Below are 16,963 nucleotides of genomic sequence, written 5' to 3' on the forward strand. Positions count from 1 at the left end.
ATTAGCGTAGAGCAAGGGTCGGGCCACCGCCGTGCGGAGCCGTGGAATCAAGGGGTTGGCAGGTTTTTGTCGGACGAGCGGAATGGCGCTGTGACGCTATCGGTACAGGTGGGGTGACAGTTTGTACCGCTTTTGGCACAGCCTGTGACCGGGCAGTCTTGCCAGCATTGCAATGGTGCTTGAGCTGGAGGATGCTCAGCCAACAGCAACCCTTGTAGGAGCTGCCGAAGGCTGCGATCTTTTGATTTTTTGCAGATCAAGATCAAAAGATCGCAGCCTTCGGCAGCTCCTACACGGGGAATATGGAGAACAATAAGAAATGCACGACAACCATTTGAGTCGCCATGCCCAGCAGGTTCTCACCGTCAGTCAGGGCAAACCGCACCTGCACGGGCCCGGTGCTGATCCGTCGATCGCCCGCTCGTGGCTGCGCTGTCTTGAGGACTATCACCTCGACCCGGCGCTAAGCATCGCGCCGACCGTGCTTGAACACGGGCGCGTCCTCGAAAGCCGCGAACGTCTGCAGCAAGTCCTGCAAATCGCCGGCAATGAAATGAGCAGTCTCCATCAACAGCTTTCGGGCGCAGGCCACGCGGTGTTGCTGACCGACGCGCGCGGGGTGATCCTCAATTGCGTCACCGCACCCGCTGAACGGAAAATTTTCGAACGTGCCGGCCTCTGGCTCGGTGCCGACTGGAGCGAAGCCTGCGAAGGCACCAATGGCATCGGCACTTGCCTGGTCGAACGTCAGGCGCTGACCATTCATCAGGACGAACACTTTCGCGGTCGCCACACCGGCCTGACCTGTTCGGCGAGCCCGGTGTTTGATCCGCATGGCGAACTGCTGGCGGTGCTCGACGTGTCCTCGGCCCGTCACGATGTCTCGCGGCAGAGCCAGTTCCACACCATGGCGCTGGTCAACCTGTCGGCGAAGATGATCGAGAGTTGCTACTTCCTGCGTTGTTTCGATAACCAATGGTTGCTGCGTTTCCACTTGCAGGCCGAGTCGGTCGGGCTGTTCAGCGAAGGTTTGCTGGCGTTTGACGGCGAAGGGCGGATCAGCGCGGTTAATCAGAGTGCGCTGAACCTGCTCGGGCATATTCGCGGCGGGCTATTGGGGAAACCGGTCGAGGCGTTTTTCGATTGTTCGCTGGATGAGTTGCTTGGCCGCGCCAGCGCGAATGCCAGCGCCAGTTGGCCGCTGCGCACCCGTGACGGGCGCCATCTGTTTGCTGTGTTGCGCGGTGAATCGCGTAAACCCGCGCCGCCCATGCCGCTGGCAAAAATCATCGAAGCGCCGCGCCTGTCCGGGATCTGTCTGGGTGACGCCGCGCTGCAAGCGGACTTTCGCAAAGCACTGCGCGTGTTCGAGCGGGATGTGCCGCTGCTGATCAATGGCGAAACCGGCTCGGGTAAAGAAGCCTTTGCCAAAGCTGTACATCAAGCCAGTCAGCGCTCGGACAAAGCTTTTGTCGCGCTCAACTGTGCGGCGATTCCTGAAAGTCTGATTGAAAGCGAGCTGTTCGGTTATCGCGGCGGCAGCTTTACCGGCGCAAGAAAGGATGGCATGCGCGGCAAGTTGCAGCAGGCCGATGGCGGCACGTTGTTCCTCGATGAGATTGGCGATATGCCGCTGGCTTTGCAGACGCGATTGTTGCGGGTGCTGGAGGATCGGCAGGTGGTGCCGATCGGTGGCGAACCGGAATCGGTCAACGTGCGCATCATCAGCGCGACGCACCGCAATTTGTTGGCGCGGGTTGAGGACGGCAGCTTTCGCGAGGATTTGTATTACCGCTTGAACGGGCTGGAAGTGGTGCTGCCGGCGCTGCGTGAACGCAGTGATAAATCGCAGCTGCTGGATTTTCTGCTGGCCGAAGAGGCGGGCGGCGAAACGATCCTGATCGAAGAGCCGGCGCGACAGGCGTTGCTGGCGTTCAACTGGCCGGGGAATGTGCGGCAGTTGCGTAATGTGTTGCGCACGTTGGCGGCGTTGTGTGATGAGGGGCGGATCGGGGTGGACGATTTGCCGGCGATGATTCGGCAGGTGCGCCCACCAGTGGTGGAGTCCGCTCTGTCCGAGCAACCACTTGAAGATGCCGAACGATTGGCGTTGCTCAGTACACTGGAGCGCACGCGCTGGCATATGACCCACACCGCCGAGCAACTCGGCGTGAGTCGCAACACCCTCTACAGAAAGCTGCGCAAACACGGCATCGTCCGAACTGCATAAATCCCCCTGTAGGAGCTGCCGAAGGCTGCGATCTTTTGATCTTGTTATTTTCAAGATCAAAAGATCGCAGCCTCGTTGCACTCGTCAGCTCCTACAGGTGGGGTAGTGATCGTGGTGGTGGGTGATGGTGATCACCTAAAGAGTGCGATTTCCCCCTCCCTACGCTAACCTGCGGCCATGTTTTACGAGGTCGACTATGCACATTCATATTCTGGGTATCTGTGGGACTTTCATGGGCTCGATGGCGGTTCTGGCCAAAGAGCTGGGCCATCACGTGACCGGCTCCGACGCCAACGTCTATCCGCCGATGAGCACGCAGCTTGAAGCCCAAGGCATTCAACTGACGCAAGGTTACGACCCGGCGCAACTCGATCCGGCACCGGATCTGGTGGTTATCGGCAATGCCATGTCGCGCGGCAATCCGGCGGTGGAATATGTGCTGAACAAAGGGCTGCCGTACGTTTCCGGCCCGCAGTGGCTGGCTGATCACGTGCTGCAAGGTCGCTGGGTGCTGGCGGTTGCCGGCACGCATGGCAAAACCACCACCAGCAGCATGCTCGCCTGGGTGCTGGAACACGCCGGCATGAGCCCGGGTTTCCTCATCGGTGGCGTGCCGCAGAATTTCTCGGTATCGGCGCGACTGGGCGGCACGCCGTTCTTCGTGATCGAAGCCGACGAGTACGACAGCGCGTTCTTCGACAAACGCTCGAAATTCGTTCACTACCGTCCGCGCACCGCGATCCTCAATAACCTTGAGTTCGATCACGCCGACATCTTCCCGGATCTGCCGGCGATCGAGCGGCAATTCCATCACTTGGTGCGCACCATTCCGAGTGAAGGCCTGGTCATCCATCCGACCACCGAGCCTGCCTTGCAGCGGGTGATCGACATGGGTTGCTGGACGCCGGTGCAGACCACCGGTGCTGGCGGGCAGTGGCAGGTCAAACTGTTGAGCGAAGACGGTTCGGCATTTGAGGTGATGTTTGAAGGCGTGTCGCAAGGCACTGTCGAGTGGGAACTGACCGGCCAGCACAACGTTGCCAACGCCTTGGCGGCTTTGGCAGCGGCGCGGCATGTTGGCGTGGTGCCATCGATGGGCATCGCCGGTTTGAGCGCGTTCAAAAACGTCAAACGTCGTATGGAGAAAGTCGCCGAAGTGCGCGGCATCACCATTTACGACGACTTCGCTCACCACCCGACCGCCATCGCCACGACCCTCGACGGCCTGCGCAAACGCATCGGCGATGCTCCACTGATCGCGATCATCGAACCGCGCTCCAACTCGATGAAGCTCGGCGCCCACCGTGACGGCTTGCCGGCCAGCGTGGTCGATGCCGACCAAGTGATCTGGTACGCCCCGGCCAACCTCGGCTGGGATCTGGCTGGCACCGCCGCGTTGTGCACCGTGCCGTCGATTGTCAGCGATTCGCTGGAAGGCATCATCGAGCGCGTGAAGAGTCAGGCCCAGCCCGGCACGCACGTGGTGATCATGAGCAACGGCGGCTTCGGCGGCCTGCACGGCAAACTCGCCGAGGCGCTGCAATGAACACTTTTTCGCAGGGCAACGGCCCGGAGCGCATCACGCTGGCGATGACCGGCGCCTCGGGCGCGCAGTACGGTTTGCGCCTGCTCGATTGTCTGGTGCGCGAAGATCGCGAAGTGCACTTTTTGATCTCCAAGGCTGCGCAACTGGTCATGGCCACCGAGACTGATGTCACGCTGCCGCCGAAACCGCAGATGATGCAGGCGTTCCTCACCGAATACACAGGGGCGGCCGCCGGGCAGATTCGCGTGTACGGCAAGGAAGACTGGATGTCGCCGGTGGCTTCGGGCTCTGGCGCACCGGCAGCGATGGTCGTGGTGCCGTGCTCGACGGGCACGTTGTCGGCGATTGCCACGGGCGCCTGCAACAATTTGATCGAACGCGCTGCGGATGTGACGTTGAAGGAGCGTCGCCAGTTGATTCTGGTGCCGCGTGAAGCGCCGTATTCGAGCATTCATCTGGAGCACATGCTCAAACTGTCGAACATGGGCGTAACCATTCTGCCGGCGTCGCCGGGTTTTTATCACCAGCCGCAGACGATTGATGATTTGATCGATTTCGTTGTGGCGCGGATTCTCAATCTGCTCGGTATTCCGCAGGACATGCTGCCGCGTTGGGGTGAGCATCATTTGAGCAGCGATGAATAAGCTGCTGCTGATCGGGCTGGTGGTGTTGCTGACCGGGTGCGCCACGGCGCGCACCTTGGATGCGGCGAAACCGGGCGCGCCGGTGGTGTACTCCGGGACGCGGCTGGATTTGTACGCGATGAATGGCGGATGCTGCGCGATGGATCGGTTCGGGGCTGAAGCGCCGAGCTATCCGGGAGTGGATCTGCCGGGGAGTGCGTTGCTCGATACGTTGTTGTTGCCGTTGTCATTGCTGACGGTGATCGGCGTGAGTTTTCAGGCGACTGGCGGGTTGTAAACGTCAAAAGATCGCAGCCTGCGGCAGCTCCTACAGGGGGTTCGACTTGAACTTGTAGGAGCTGCCGAAGGCTGCGATCTTTTGCTTTATTTGCCTAACTTGCGCAAATCATCCGACTCAATCACCCGAACCCCGTCCTGTTCTTCCAGCGCCAATCGCCACATCGCCCGCGCCAGTTGGCACGCCTCGATGCCGCGATATTTACCCGGAATCAGCTTCGACAACGGCCCGGCCAATTGCTCGGCCAGACGCGGCTCCGTGCGTTCGCCCAACAACAGCGAAGGCCGGCAAATGGTCAGTTGCGGCCAGTCCTGCGCGCGCAGTGCCTGCTCCATTTCGCCTTTGACCCGGTTATAGAAAACCGACGATTTCGGATCCGCGCCAATCGCGCTGATCACGATCAGATGCCGCGCGCCCATCTCCCGCGCGCGCTTGGCAAACGCCACGACCATGTCCAGATCGACCGCGCGAAACGCCGCTTCGGAACCGGCCTGCTTGATCGTCGTACCGAGGCAGCAATAGGCGATATCGACGCGGCCGCTGAGCTGCGGCAGAAACGCCTGTGGATCGCCGACCGGGTTTTCCAGGTGCGGATGTTCCGCCAATGGCCGACGCGACGGGGCGAGCACGCGTGAAATCGTTGGCTCGTTGAGCAAACGGTCGAGTAGATGTTCCCCGGTCAAACCGGTGGCTCCGGCAAGCAATACGTGCTGAGGCGTCAAGTACATAGTGTCTCTCCCTTGATACTGTTCAGCTTAGTTGCTCTTTGTCGCTCCGTCGTTCAATGCAGCACTTTGCAAAGCTTTTCTTGCTTGTTGTTTGCGCAGCGTTTGCCAGTGCGACAGCACGGTTTTCGGCGCCCAGATCTGCGGCTCCGAGGCTTCGAAATTGTCCGCCAGTTCACGTTCGGCGACGGTGGCCTTGGCCAGTTTGAAGGCTTGCTCCAGATCATCGGTCTGGTTCAGCGCCTGGGCGAACAGTGCATCGCCGAAGTAGGTGAAATTGGCCTCTTCCGAGCAACCGAAGGACACCCGATCGGCGCGCGAGGCGGTCATGATCAGCGTGCGTTCGTCTTTCAGCGCCGGGATGAAACCGCCGGAGTAGCACGAGGAAATCACGATGATTTTGTCGCGGTTTTTCAGCGGCGCGAGCACAGCGGCGAGTTCGTCAGCGGGCAAGTCGGCCAGTTCCATGCGCGGCTGGTCGAGCACCAGTTCATGTTCGGCGGTGCCGTGGCTGGTCAGGTAGATAAACAGCAAATCTTCCGGGCCAGTACGTTCAGCGAGGGTTTGCGCGGCACGACGCAGGTTTTCGCGGGTGGCCATCGGTCGGTCGGCGAGGTGGTCGCGATGGTTGACCAGACGGATCTGGCCATAAGCACCGAAGCGCGTGCGGAGCATATTGGCGACGAAGTCCGATTCGCGCAGGAACACGCTTTGTTTGCCGTCGCCGCCAAGAGTCAGTGTGTACAACTCGACTGCCGGGGTTGACGCCGGGATGGCGGCCAACGCTTCATCGAGCAAACGGCCCTGAGCGAGCAAACCGAGTTCGAGGGTGTCGGGCAACAGCTTGCCATCGGCGTCACGCACGCGCTGGCCGTTGATCCAGGTGCCGCTCATGACGCTGCCATCGGTCAGCACCAGAGTGCCGCGCCCTGCGTAGCTGTCGTTGTCGAAACCACCGATGTAGAAACTGCCATCAGACAGATTCAAACGGCCCGGCCCGCTGAAGCGCCAATCGCTGAACGAGCCGATGTAATGGCTGCCGTCGGCGCCGATCAGTTCGCCCTTGCCGGTCAGCGCGCCTTCTTTGAACTGGCCGAGCCAGACATCGCCGTCAGCGTTTTCGTAGCGGCCCTTGCCGTGCAATTGATTGTTCTTGAAGCCGCCGACGTAGATGTCGCCGTCAGCGCTGTTGAACGTGCCGTTGCCTTCCAGCTGACCGTTGACGAAATGCCCGCTGAACGTGTTGCCGCTGGAGTCGCCGCGCTGGCCTTCGCCGTTGGGTTTGCCGTGGGCGAACTGGCCTTGATAGGAGCTGCCGTCGTCCATTTCCAGACGACCGAGTCCGGAATACTGGTCAGCCTTGAACTCGCCACGGTAGGTCATGGCGTTTTCTTTCAGAGTGCCTTCACCGTCGCGTCGGCCCTGTTTGAAACCACCGGTGTAGCTGCTGGCGTTGGTGGTCAGGCTGCCCTGACCGTCGAACAGCCCTTGCTGAAACTGGCCGCGATAGACCTCGCCATTGCTGCCGTGCCATTCGCCCTGACCATGCCACTGACCTTTGTCGAATTGCCCGGCGTACCAACTGCCATTGGGATAATCGACGCGCCCCTGACCTTGCAGCAAGCCATCGACCAGTTCGCCACGATAGCGTCCGCCGTCCGGCAGACGCGCATCCGGGGGCAACAGCGATTCGCCGTCGCCGCACGCGGTGAGCATCAGGGTCAAGGCAATGGGTGCGAGGGAAGCGAGTGAGCGCATAGCGGGATCCGGGCAATTAGGCGACCGAGTATGCCGCAGCTATGCGTCGCATATATAGAGACGTGACGCGAAACAGCGTGCGCTGCTTCGCATCCGGAACGCTTAGACGAAGCAGAGCGACAGTGGCTCAGCGATATAGGCCGGTTTGTCCGAGCCTTCTATCTCCAGCGTTGCGGTGGCTTTGAGCAGCCACTGGCCGGGTTTTTTCTCGGTCACTTCGCCCAGATCGACCTTGAGACGAACTTTCGAATTGACCTTCACTGGCTGGATGAAACGCACGCTGTCCAGACCGTAGTTGACGACCATCTTCACGCCTTGCGGCAGGATGAGGATGTCTTCCATCAATTTCGGGATCAGCGACAACGACAGGAAACCGTGGGCAATGGTGCTGCCAAATGGCGTTTGCGCGGCTTTGACCGGGTCGACGTGAATGAACTGAAAATCCCCGGTGGCTTCGGCGAACAGGTTGATGCGCTCCTGATCGATGGTGAGCCATTCGGAACGTCCGAGTTCCTTGCCGACATAATCTTTGAGCTCTGCAACTGGAACGTAGGGCATTGAGACTCTCCTTGGGTTCATCGGTTTTATAGTTTTTCAGGTGGGGGATTTGACCGCCCTGCGAACCACTGTAGATCAACATGGCAATTTGCTCCGGTCAACTGACCATGCTTTTGGCGAATGCCGACCCATAGCGCAGGCGTGCTTATAATGCCGGCGATGAACGGGAGAGAGACGGGGAGAGAAGTCGGATGTTGTTACGTGGCCTGACCATGCTGGTGCTGTTTCAATTGCTCGGCACGGCACTCAATCATTTGCTGTTGCCGGTGCTGCCGGGGCCGATTATCGGCCTGCTGCTGTTGCTGATCTTCCTGATCATTCGCGGTGAAGTCGGCGAACCGCTGAACCTCGCGGCCGGCAGTCTGCTGCGTTATCTGCCGTTGCTGCTGGTGCCGCCAGCGGTGGGGGTGATGGTATATGCGAGCGACATTGCCGCTGATTTTTGGGCAATCGCCGGTGCGCTGGTGTTGTCGCTGGTCTTGTCGATGGCCTTCGCCGGCGTGCTGATGCAGCGCATGGTCAAGCGTCACGCGCCGCCGTCGGAGGAGTCCTGATGCTCTTCGATTGGCAAGGTGCCTGGGCCTCCGTAATCCATCATCCATTGTTCGGCATCGGCATCACCCTCGGCGCCTATCAACTGGTGCTGGCGGCGTTCGAGAAAACCCGCTGGATCTTTCTGCAACCGGTGCTGGTCTCCATGCTGTTGGTGATCGGCGTATTGGTCGGCTGCGGGCTGACCTACGCCGAGTACCGCAAGAGCACCGAGATCCTCAGCATTCTGCTCGGCCCGGCGACCGTGGCACTGGCGGTGCCGCTGTATCTCAACCTGCGGCGCATTCGCCAATTGTTCTGGCCGATTTTTACTACGCTGGTGATAGGCGGGGTGGTCGCTACGGGGATGGGCGTGCTGTTGGGCTGGTGGTTCGGCGCTGAGCACATGATCTTGATGACCATGGCGCCGAAGTCGGTGACCTCGCCGATCGCCATGCTGGTCGCCGAACAGATCGGCGGCGTCGCGGCGCTGGCGGCGGTGTTTGTGTTGATCACCGGGGTGATCGGCGCGATTTTCGGCCCGGCGCTGTTGACCCGTCTGGGCGTACACAGCCCCGAAGCGCGCGGCATGGCGCTGGGCATGACCGCCCACGCGGTCGGCACCTCGGTGGCGTTGCAGGAAAGTGATGAGTGCGGCGCGTTTGCGGCGCTGGCGATGAGTCTGATGGGCGTGGCTACGGCGGTGTTCCTGCCGTTGGCGGTGTCGATGGTGGTGTAAGGAAATGTCTATGAGTCTGCCGCTTTTTCCGCTGAACACAGTGCTGTTTCCCGGCTGCAACCTCGACTTGCAGATCTTCGAGGCGCGCTACCTCGACATGATCGGCCGCTGCATGAAGCAGGGCGTCGGTTTCGGCGTGGTGTGCATTCTGCAGGGCAGCGAAGTCGGGCTGGCGCCGGAGGGCTATGCGCTGGTCGGTTGCGAGGCGCGCATTACCGATTTCCAGCAGCAGGACAACGGTTTGCTGGGGATTCGCGTGCAGGGCGGGCGGCGTTTCAACGTGTTGCGCACCGAAGTGCAACGCGATCAGCTGATCCTCGCCGACGTCGAATGGCTCGACGATGAACCCGAGCAACCGCTGCAGGACGAGGACGCCGATCTGGTCGCGCTGCTCAAAGCGCTGGCCGAACACCCGATGGTCGAAGCGCTGAACATGGGCACTGACGCGCTCGGTCAGCAGTCGTTGGCCAATCAATTGGCGTATCTGCTGCCGTTCGCCGAAGAAGACAAGATCGATCTGCTGCAACTCGATGATCCGCAGCAGCGACTGGATGCGATCCAGGCGCTGCTTGATGAGTTGCAGGGCGAGTTGTTTGCCTGACCCATCGCAAAAGATCGCAGCCTGCGGCAGCTCCTACACGGTTTGATTCCACATGCGCGCGATGTATCGGGCGTGAAATGAAATCCCATGTAGGAGCTGCCGAAGGCTGCGATCTTTTGATCTTCAATACGCGTAACGCAACATCGTGTTCGGCAAATGCCTAAACACAAACAAACTGAACAACACCAGCAGCGCCGGCAAAATCAGCCACCAGACCTTGAACGGCATGGCATTAAGCGGCTCTTTGCGCTGGCTCAACCACAACCCCGCCGCACACACGCACGCCGCGAGCATCGCGCCGGCGAGAATGTCCGCCGGCCAATGCGCCCCCAGATACACCCGCGACAAGGCAATCGACAGAGCCGGAATGCAACCGACAAAGAGCCAGGTCAGGCGCATGCGTGGCGGTTGGCCGCGACCAGCCAACACCGCGAGTACCAGAAACAGCGCGAACGACCCCGACGCGTGGCCGCTCGGCATGCTGTAACTGGTCAGCGGATCACTCAGTACTTCCGGACGCACCCGCGCGAAAAACATCTTGGTGCCGGTATTGAGCATCGCTGTGCAGAGCAACACGCCGCCGGCAAAGATTGCCTGGCGCCATTGCCGGCACAGCAGCAACAGACCGGTGAGCAGGGCGCTGAACATCAGCATGTTGCGGAATTCGCCGATCAGGGTGAACGTCACCGCGATCTCATCGAGCAGCGGCTGGCGGTGTTCCTGCACCAGCGTCATCACGCCTTGGTCGAGCGCCGTCAGGTACGGGTAACCAATGAACAGGCCAATCAGAATCAACAGGCTCATGCTGCTGATCCAGATCGTCGCGCGGCGATGGCGGCGCAGGCTGCTGTTGACGCTGAGGCCGACCATGACCGCAATGCTCGCGGCGACAATCCCGGCCTGTAGCCAGAAACCTTCCGGCAGCGGCAGACGAATCGCCGCGCCAGTGGCCCAGCCTGGCAGCAGATAGGCGACGCTCCAGCCGGCGGCGGCCAGCAGACTGACGGCGGCAAAACGCGGGAACGGCATGTCGCACATGCCGGCGACCATTGGCAGCATTGGTCGCAACGGGCCGATAAAACGACCGACCAGCAAACTGGCGATGCCGTAACGCTGGAAATAGCTTTCTGCGCCGGCCATCCATTCCGGGTGATGGCGCAAGCCCGGTAGACGGCGGATGTTCTGGTGGAAGTGGCGACCGAGGAAATACGAAATCGCATCGCCGAGAATCCCGCCGAGGAAACCCAGCAGCAAGGTTTCGCTCAACGACAGCGCACCGCTGCCGGCCAACACGGCCACGGCAAACAACAACACCGTGCCGGGCACGATCAATCCGGCAATCGCCAGGCATTCCACGCAGGCAACAATGAACACCGCTACGGCCAGCCACTGCGGATTGGCCGCCAGCCAACCGGTCACGCTATCGAGCCATGGGCCCATACCAAAAAACTCCAAACCATTGATGATCCCCTGTAGGAACTGCCGAAGGCTGCGATCTTTTGATCCTGATCCTTGAAACAAGATCAAAAGATCGCAGCCTTCGGCAGCTCCTACAGGGGTTTGTGTTTACAGCAAAAAATAATCCCGGCCTTCGACCTGACCGCGGCGCAGCGGGTTCCGCGTGCACCATTGCGCATAAGCGGCGTCGACAAAGCGGTACATCAGGTGTTCGTCACGGCCATGGGGGATGCCCAGTCGCGTGGTTTGAATAATCTGCGAGGGCGCCGGGCCGGTGTCTTCGACCAGAATCAATTCATGATCGAAACGCTTGGCGTCCCACATCGGCACCTTCAACCCCAGCGCCTTGCACAGCAAAGTCTGCCCGGCACAGAGCTTCTGCGACGGTCGCGCACGCCCTTGAGCGTCAGGATTGTTCAGCAGCATCTGCGCCAGACTCGCCGGCCCGCTGACTTCATCGACCCACGGATAGGCCGATTTGATCAGCACCGCATTGCCCGGCCCTTGCGCACTGAAGTTCAGCGAATCGCCACCACGGGCGTAATACATATAGATGTGTCCGCCATCCAGAAACAAAGCCTTACGCTTTTCCGTGTAACCGAGCGAGGCATGGCTGCCTTTTTCCGCGCAGTAATAGGCTTCGGTTTCGATGATCCGCGCGCTCAGCCACAGACCGCCAACGCGATGGCGAATGACTTTGCCGAGCAGATCCTTGGCGAGGACTTGTGCGTCACGGTCGAAAAAAGCGTCGGCAAGCCCCGCAGGCTGGCGCTCGGCGCTGGCGCGAACAGTCAGGTTGGACATGGCAAGCGATGTTTATCCGGGCTGATGAGGTCGTGATGATAACAATTCAATGCTTAATTACGGCTGAACGTCGGCAAATTGCAGTCCATTTCGACCATCCGCCTGTCACCGCTGTTAGTCCCGGGACGCGACAGCTATAATCTGCCGCTTTCCTCTTTGCCAAGACCCCAGCAGACCATGACTGAGTCCGTTCTTGACTACATGACCCGATTGGGTCGCGCCGCCCGCGAAGCTTCCCGGGTCATCGGCCGTGCCAGCACCGCGCAGAAAAACCGCGCCCTGCAGGCTGCTGCCAATGCCTTGGATGCCGCTCGCGCCGAGCTTGCTGCAGCCAATGAGCAGGATCTGGCCGCCGGTCGCGCCAATGGTCTGGAACCGGCACTGCTGGAACGTCTGGAACTGACCCCGGCGCGCATCGACGGCATGATCGTCGGTCTGCGTCAGGTGGCAGCGCTGCCGGATCCGGTCGGCGCGATCCGTGACATGAGTTTCCGTCCGTCGGGCATTCAAGTCGGCAAGATGCGCGTGCCGCTGGGCGTGATCGGGATCATCTACGAGTCCCGGCCGAACGTGACCATCGATGCCGCCAGTCTGTGCCTGAAGTCCGGGAATGCGACGATTCTGCGTGGTGGCTCCGAAGCGATTCACTCCAACCGGGCGATTGCCGCGTGCATTCAGCGCGGTCTGGCCGAGGCCGAACTGCCCGCCGCCGTGGTGCAAGTGGTCGAAACCACCGACCGTGCCGCCGTTGGCGCGATGATCACCATGCCTGAGTACGTCGACGTGATCGTGCCGCGCGGTGGCCGTGGCCTGATCGAACGCATCAGCCGCGATGCCCGTGTGCCGGTGATCAAACACCTGGACGGCATCTGCCATGTTTACGTGAGTGCCCACGCCGATCTGGCGAAAGCCCAGCGCATTGCCTTCAACGCCAAGACTTATCGTTACGGTATTTGCGGTGCGATGGAGACGTTGCTGGTCGATCACACTGTTGCCAAGGATTTCCTGCCGGCGATGGCCGCCCAGTTCCGCGAAAAAGGCGTCGAACTGCGTGGCTGCGAGCGCACCCGGGCAATCATCGAAGCGGTCGCGGCCAGCGAAGAAGACTGGAACACTGAATATCTGGCGCCGATTTTGTCGATCCGCGTGGTCGACGGGCTGGATCAGGCAATTGAACACATCAACCATTACGGCTCGCATCACACCGACTCGATCGTCAGCGAAAACCTCGCTGACACCCGCCGGTTTGTGGCGGAAGTCGACTCGGCGTCGGTGATGATCAACACCCCGACGTGCTTCGCCGATGGATTTGAATACGGATTGGGTGCCGAGATCGGCATTTCTACTGATAAGCTGCACGCCCGCGGCCCGGTGGGCCTCGAAGGACTGACCTGCGAGAAGTACATCGTGGTCGGTGATGGCCAGTTGCGCGGCCAGGCGACGGTCTGAGTTGACCGACCTCGACCTGACCACGGTGCCCGCCGGCAGCGACGTTCGACCTCAACGCATTGGCGTTCTGGGTGGTACGTTCGACCCGGTGCACATCGGCCATTTGCGCGGTGGGCTGGAAGTTGCTGAAGCGCTGGCGCTCGACGAGTTGCGCTTGATGCCGAACGCGCGGCCACCGCATCGCGGCATGCCGCAGGTGTCGGCGCAGGATCGGCTGGCGATGGTTGAATGCGCAGTGGCCGGCGTGCCGCCACTGGTGGTGGACGCCCGTGAGTTACAGCGGGACAAGCCGTCCTGGACTATTGATACCCTGGAGTTGATGCGCGCCGAAATGGCCGCCGAGACCCAGGTTTTTCTGCTTTTGGGCTGGGACGCATTTTGCGGCCTGCCCACTTGGCATCGCTGGGAAGAGTTGCTCCAGCATTGCCACATCCTGGTGCTACAGCGCCCGGACGCCGACAGCGAACCGCCGGATGCCTTGCGCAACCTGCTGGCAGCGCGTTCGGTGAGCGACCCGCTGGCCCTGAAAGGGCCGAGCGGACAGATTGCATTCGTCTGGCAGACACCGCTCGCGGTTTCCGCCACCCAGATCCGTCAACTGCTGGCCAGCGGTAAGTCGGTACGTTTCCTGGTGCCCGACGCGGTCCTGGCCTACATCGATGCGCACGGTCTATACCGTGCGTCGAACTGAACAAGGCGTGCTTCACTGATACGAATCACCGTGTCCCCAAGCCGCCGAATACACGAGCAAAACGAGTTTTATATGACTGACAAAGACGTAAGCAAAGTTAAGCGCAAAGGCACGTTCAAGAGCGCACCGCTGCCGGTCGAAGTAAAAACCGGCCCAGAGCTGGCTGGCGAAGAGCTGGTCAAAGTCGCTGTCGCTGCCCTTGAAGACGTCAAGGCGCAAGACATCCAGATCCTGGATGTTCGCGACAAGCAAAGCATCACCGACTTCATGATCATCGCCACCGGTACCTCCAACCGCCAGATCGGCGCGATGCTGGACAAGGTTCGCGAAGCGGTCAAAGCCCAGGGCGTCAAGCCATTGGGTGAAGAAGGCAAGGGCGACAGCGACTGGGTTCTGCTGGATATGGACGACGTGATCGTGCACATGATGACCGCCTCGGCGCGTCAGTTCTACGACCTGGAGCGTCTGTGGGCCGGCGCCGAGCAAAGCCGTGCGGCGGATGCCAAGCACCACAGCCCGGAAAACACCCACGAGCATTTCACCAAGCTCAACAAAGACCAGCTGTAAGGGATTGCTGTGCGACTGCGCCTGATCGCCGTCGGTTCACGCATGCCCAAATGGGTGGAAGAAGGCTGGCATGAATATGCCAAGCGTCTTCCTTCCGAGCTGGCGCTGGAACTGGTGGAAATTCCGCTCAACACCCGTGGCAAGAATGCCGACGTGGCCCGCTTCATCCGTCAGGAAGGCGAAGCCATGCTGGCCAAGGTCGGGCCGAATGAGCGAATTGTGACCCTCGAAGTCCATGGCAAGCCCTGGAGCACCGAGCAGCTTGCGGTCGAACTCGATCGTTGGCGGCTGGATTCGCGCACGGTCAATTTCATGGTCGGTGGCCCGGAAGGGCTGGCGCCGGAAGTCTGTGCCCGCGCTGATCAACGCTGGTCGTTGTCGCCGCTGACGTTGCCGCACCCGCTGGTGCGGATTCTGATCGGCGAACAGTTGTACCGTGCCTGGACCGTGCTGTCCGGTCACCCTTACCACAAGTAATCCTGCCCTCATGTCTCAGCCGATCCGCATCAAGGACCACGAAAAGGACGCACGCCTGGTGCGTAGCCGCGTCGTGTTCGGGGCCGTGGCGATTGTGCTGTTGATTGGCGTGTTGATCGCGCGGCTGTATTACTTGCAGGTGATCCAGTACGACTATCACTCGACGCTCTCGGAAAACAACCGCGTCCATGTGCAGCCCATTCCGCCTACGCGCGGGTTGATTTTCGACCGCAACGGCGTGGTGGTGGCGGACAACCGTCCGAGCTTCAGCCTGAGCATGACCCGCGAGCGTTCCGGCGACTGGCAGCAGGTGCTCGACGTCATCGTCGAAGTGCTTGAGCTGACGCCGGAAGACCGGGTGATTTTCGAGAAGCGCATGCGTCAGGGGCGCCGGCCGTTCGAGCCAGTGCCGATCCTGTTCGAGCTGAGCGAAGAACAGATCGCCCGTATCGCGGTGAATCAGTTCCGTCTGCCCGGCGTCGAAGTGGTGGCGCAATTGGTCCGTCACTATCCGCAGGGCGCGCATTTTGCGCACTCGGTGGGTTACATGGGGCGGATCAACGAGAAAGAGCTGAAGAGCCTCGATCCGGTCAACTACAGCGGCACCCACCACATCGGCAAAACCGGCATCGAGCGTTTCTACGAGCCGGAATTGCACGGTCAGGTCGGTTACGAAGAAGTGGAAACCAACGCCCGTGGCCGCGTGTTGCGCGTGCTCAAGCGTACCGATCCGATTCCCGGCAAAGACATCGTTCTGAGCCTGGACATCAAACTGCAGGAAGCCGCCGAAGCTGCACTGGGCGGTCGTCGTGGCGCGGTGGTTGCGCTCGATCCGAAGACCGGCGAAGTGCTGGCGATGGTCAGTCAGCCGAGCTTCGACCCGAACCTGTTCGTCACCGGCATCAGCTTCAAGGCTTACGCCGAGTTGCGCGATTCCATCGACCGGCCGCTGTTCAACCGTGTACTGCGTGGTCTGTACCCGCCGGGCTCGACGATCAAGCCTGCGGTGGCGATTGCCGGCCTCGATTCCGGTGTGATTACGGCGTCGAGCCGAGTGTTCGATCCGGGCTACTACATGCTGCCCAACTACGATCACAAATACCGTAACTGGAACCGCACCGGTGACGGCTTCGTCGACCTCGACACGGCGATCATGCGTTCCAACGACACCTATTTCTATGACCTGGCGCACAAGCTCGGCATCGATCGGTTGTCGGCTTACATGAACAAGTTCGGCATTGGCCAGAAGGTCTCGCTGGACATGTTCGAAGAATCCCCCGGCCTGATGCCATCGCGCGAATGGAAGCGAGCGACGCGCAAGCAGGCCTGGTTCCCGGGCGAAACCCTGATTCTCGGGATCGGCCAGGGCTACATGCAATCGACCCCGCTGCAATTGGCGCAGGCCACCGCGCTGGTCGCCAACAAAGGTATCTGGAATCGTCCGCACCTGGCCAAGTCCCTCGAAGGGCAGAAGCCAGTGGACGAGAACCCGATGCCGGACATTGTTCTGCGCGATCCGTCGGACTGGAACAAGGTCAACCACGGCATGCAGCAAGTGATGCACGGCGCGCGGGGGACTGCGCGTAAAGCTGCGATCGGCGCGCAATACCGCATTGCCGGCAAGTCCGGTACCGCGCAAGTTGTGGCGATCAAGCAGGGTGAGAAGTACGACCGCTCCAAGGTTCAGGAGCGCCACCGCGACCACGCCTTGTTCGTCGGTTTCGCCCCGGCTGACGATCCGCGAATCGTTGTTTCGGTGATGGTGGAGAACGGTGAGTCCGGTTCCGGCGTTGCCGCGCCCGTAGTGCGTCAGGTCATGGACGCCTGGCTGCTCGATCCCGAAGGTCGATTGAAGGCCGAATACGCCAGCCCAATCAGTGCGGAGGCTACGGCCCGTGATGAATAATT

17 protein-coding genes are annotated in these 16,963 nt (G+C 60.8%); 12 read left to right on the forward strand and 5 right to left on the reverse strand.

The features are described from left to right. Positions 1-319: 319 nt before the first annotated feature. The 4 genes from ACP3TY_RS00620 (at position 320) to ACP3TY_RS00635 (ending at position 4,697) form a co-directional block, all read left to right on the forward strand. Positions 320-2,230 carry a sigma-54-dependent Fis family transcriptional regulator gene (locus ACP3TY_RS00620; protein ID WP_426619057.1) on the forward strand — a complete coding sequence of 637 codons (1,911 nt, stop codon included), beginning with the start codon at positions 320-322 and terminating at the stop codon, positions 2,228-2,230. A gap of 196 nt (positions 2,231-2,426) precedes the next feature. Beyond that, positions 2,427-3,776, forward strand: a complete 1,350-nt coding sequence (gene mpl, locus ACP3TY_RS00625) for a UDP-N-acetylmuramate:L-alanyl-gamma-D-glutamyl-meso-diaminopimelate ligase (RefSeq protein WP_426619058.1) — start codon at positions 2,427-2,429, stop codon at positions 3,774-3,776. Then, complete coding sequence (ubiX, locus tag ACP3TY_RS00630; RefSeq protein ID WP_053124202.1) at positions 3,773-4,420, forward strand: flavin prenyltransferase UbiX; 648 nt, start codon at positions 3,773-3,775, stop codon at positions 4,418-4,420. Before mpl ends, ubiX begins: the two co-directional genes overlap by 4 nt. Then, positions 4,413-4,697 carry a YceK/YidQ family lipoprotein gene (locus tag ACP3TY_RS00635; protein ID WP_053124200.1) on the forward strand — a complete coding sequence of 95 codons (285 nt, stop codon included), beginning with the start codon at positions 4,413-4,415 and terminating at the stop codon, positions 4,695-4,697. The genes ubiX and ACP3TY_RS00635 overlap by 8 nt, the downstream gene beginning before the upstream one ends. 86 nt (positions 4,698-4,783) lie before the next feature. On the opposite strand, the gene ACP3TY_RS00640 is transcribed toward ACP3TY_RS00635, so the two are convergent. From ACP3TY_RS00640 to ACP3TY_RS00650, 3 genes are all read right to left on the reverse strand, one after another. After that, a complete protein-coding gene (locus ACP3TY_RS00640; protein WP_053124198.1) occupies positions 4,784-5,425 on the reverse strand; it encodes an oxidoreductase in 642 nt (213 codons plus the stop codon). A gap of 27 nt (positions 5,426-5,452) precedes the next feature. Continuing rightward, the gene (locus ACP3TY_RS00645; RefSeq protein ID WP_053124196.1) at positions 5,453-7,180 is read right to left on the reverse strand and encodes a C13 family peptidase; all 1,728 of its coding nucleotides are present in this window, start codon (positions 7,178-7,180) and stop codon (positions 5,453-5,455) included. Between the two features lie 102 nt (positions 7,181-7,282). Next, on the reverse strand, positions 7,283-7,738 hold the full coding sequence (locus ACP3TY_RS00650) for a MaoC family dehydratase (RefSeq protein WP_282358506.1): 456 nt from the start codon (positions 7,736-7,738) through the stop codon (positions 7,283-7,285). Between the two features lie 191 nt (positions 7,739-7,929). On the opposite strand from ACP3TY_RS00650, the gene ACP3TY_RS00655 reads away from it, so the two are divergent. The 3 genes from ACP3TY_RS00655 to ACP3TY_RS00665 are packed head-to-tail and all read left to right on the forward strand — an operon-like array spanning position 7,930 to position 9,609. After that, positions 7,930-8,292 (forward strand): CidA/LrgA family protein, encoded by a 363-nt coding sequence (locus ACP3TY_RS00655; RefSeq protein ID WP_212545739.1) that lies wholly within the window; start codon positions 7,930-7,932, stop codon positions 8,290-8,292. Continuing rightward, a complete protein-coding gene (locus ACP3TY_RS00660) occupies positions 8,292-9,008 on the forward strand; it encodes an LrgB family protein (protein ID WP_053124192.1) in 717 nt (238 codons plus the stop codon). Before ACP3TY_RS00655 ends, ACP3TY_RS00660 begins: the two co-directional genes overlap by 1 nt. Positions 9,009-9,018: 10 nt before the next feature. After that, the gene (locus tag ACP3TY_RS00665; RefSeq protein WP_426619059.1) at positions 9,019-9,609 is read left to right on the forward strand and encodes an LON peptidase substrate-binding domain-containing protein; all 591 of its coding nucleotides are present in this window, start codon (positions 9,019-9,021) and stop codon (positions 9,607-9,609) included. Positions 9,610-9,732: 123 nt separating this feature from the next. Here the strand turns inward: ACP3TY_RS00665 and ACP3TY_RS00670 are convergent, their stop codons facing one another. Both ACP3TY_RS00670 and ACP3TY_RS00675 read right to left on the reverse strand, forming a co-directional pair. Next, the gene (locus ACP3TY_RS00670; protein WP_426619060.1) at positions 9,733-11,049 is read right to left on the reverse strand and encodes a bifunctional DedA family/phosphatase PAP2 family protein; all 1,317 of its coding nucleotides are present in this window, start codon (positions 11,047-11,049) and stop codon (positions 9,733-9,735) included. A gap of 126 nt (positions 11,050-11,175) precedes the next feature. Continuing rightward, the gene (locus tag ACP3TY_RS00675) at positions 11,176-11,871 is read right to left on the reverse strand and encodes a DNA-3-methyladenine glycosylase (protein WP_282356979.1); all 696 of its coding nucleotides are present in this window, start codon (positions 11,869-11,871) and stop codon (positions 11,176-11,178) included. A 177-nt stretch (positions 11,872-12,048) separates the two neighbouring features. Between ACP3TY_RS00675 and ACP3TY_RS00680 the strand changes: the two genes are divergently transcribed. From ACP3TY_RS00680 to mrdA, 5 genes are all read left to right on the forward strand, one after another. After that, positions 12,049-13,320, forward strand: coding sequence for a glutamate-5-semialdehyde dehydrogenase (locus ACP3TY_RS00680; protein ID WP_426619061.1), 1,272 nt, complete (start codon positions 12,049-12,051; stop codon positions 13,318-13,320). Then, positions 13,289-14,011, forward strand: coding sequence for a nicotinate-nucleotide adenylyltransferase (gene nadD, locus ACP3TY_RS00685; RefSeq protein WP_426619062.1), 723 nt, complete (start codon positions 13,289-13,291; stop codon positions 14,009-14,011). Before ACP3TY_RS00680 ends, nadD begins: the two co-directional genes overlap by 32 nt. Before the next feature lie 72 nt (positions 14,012-14,083). Continuing rightward, positions 14,084-14,578: a ribosome silencing factor gene (rsfS, locus tag ACP3TY_RS00690; protein WP_053124176.1), complete on the forward strand. Its 495-nt coding sequence runs from the start codon at positions 14,084-14,086 to the stop codon at positions 14,576-14,578. 9 nt (positions 14,579-14,587) lie between these two features. Beyond that, a complete protein-coding gene (gene rlmH / locus ACP3TY_RS00695) occupies positions 14,588-15,055 on the forward strand; it encodes a 23S rRNA (pseudouridine(1915)-N(3))-methyltransferase RlmH (RefSeq protein ID WP_003185785.1) in 468 nt (155 codons plus the stop codon). Positions 15,056-15,065: 10 nt separating this feature from the next. Next, positions 15,066-16,961, forward strand: a complete 1,896-nt coding sequence (mrdA, locus tag ACP3TY_RS00700) for a penicillin-binding protein 2 (protein ID WP_053124174.1) — start codon at positions 15,066-15,068, stop codon at positions 16,959-16,961. The last annotated feature ends 2 nt before the right edge of the window (positions 16,962-16,963 follow it).

This window comes from Pseudomonas rustica (assembly GCF_049959085.1).
GTDB lineage: Bacteria > Pseudomonadota > Gammaproteobacteria > Pseudomonadales > Pseudomonadaceae > Aquipseudomonas > Aquipseudomonas rustica.

Bases quoted from the DNA above. Each gene is read 5' to 3' on its own strand.
- ACP3TY_RS00620 (WP_426619057.1), top strand. From the start codon at position 320: ATGCACGACAACCATTTGAGTCGCCATGCCCAGCAGGTTCTCACCGTC.
- mpl (WP_426619058.1), top strand. From the start codon at position 2,427: ATGCACATTCATATTCTGGGTATCTGTGGGACTTTCATGGGCTCGATG.
- ubiX (WP_053124202.1), top strand. From the start codon at position 3,773: ATGAACACTTTTTCGCAGGGCAACGGCCCGGAGCGCATCACGCTGGCG.
- ACP3TY_RS00635 (WP_053124200.1), top strand. From the start codon at position 4,413: ATGAATAAGCTGCTGCTGATCGGGCTGGTGGTGTTGCTGACCGGGTGC.
- ACP3TY_RS00640 (WP_053124198.1), bottom strand. From the start codon at position 5,425: ATGTACTTGACGCCTCAGCACGTATTGCTTGCCGGAGCCACCGGTTTG.
- ACP3TY_RS00645 (WP_053124196.1), bottom strand. From the start codon at position 7,180: ATGCGCTCACTCGCTTCCCTCGCACCCATTGCCTTGACCCTGATGCTC.
- ACP3TY_RS00650 (WP_282358506.1), bottom strand. From the start codon at position 7,738: ATGCCCTACGTTCCAGTTGCAGAGCTCAAAGATTATGTCGGCAAGGAA.
- ACP3TY_RS00655 (WP_212545739.1), top strand. From the start codon at position 7,930: ATGTTGTTACGTGGCCTGACCATGCTGGTGCTGTTTCAATTGCTCGGC.
- ACP3TY_RS00660 (WP_053124192.1), top strand. From the start codon at position 8,292: ATGCTCTTCGATTGGCAAGGTGCCTGGGCCTCCGTAATCCATCATCCA.
- ACP3TY_RS00665 (WP_426619059.1), top strand. From the start codon at position 9,019: ATGAGTCTGCCGCTTTTTCCGCTGAACACAGTGCTGTTTCCCGGCTGC.
- ACP3TY_RS00670 (WP_426619060.1), bottom strand. From the start codon at position 11,049: ATGGGCCCATGGCTCGATAGCGTGACCGGTTGGCTGGCGGCCAATCCG.
- ACP3TY_RS00675 (WP_282356979.1), bottom strand. From the start codon at position 11,871: ATGTCCAACCTGACTGTTCGCGCCAGCGCCGAGCGCCAGCCTGCGGGG.
- ACP3TY_RS00680 (WP_426619061.1), top strand. From the start codon at position 12,049: ATGACTGAGTCCGTTCTTGACTACATGACCCGATTGGGTCGCGCCGCC.
- nadD (WP_426619062.1), top strand. From the start codon at position 13,289: ATGGCCAGTTGCGCGGCCAGGCGACGGTCTGAGTTGACCGACCTCGAC.
- rsfS (WP_053124176.1), top strand. From the start codon at position 14,084: ATGACTGACAAAGACGTAAGCAAAGTTAAGCGCAAAGGCACGTTCAAG.
- mrdA (WP_053124174.1), top strand. From the start codon at position 15,066: ATGTCTCAGCCGATCCGCATCAAGGACCACGAAAAGGACGCACGCCTG.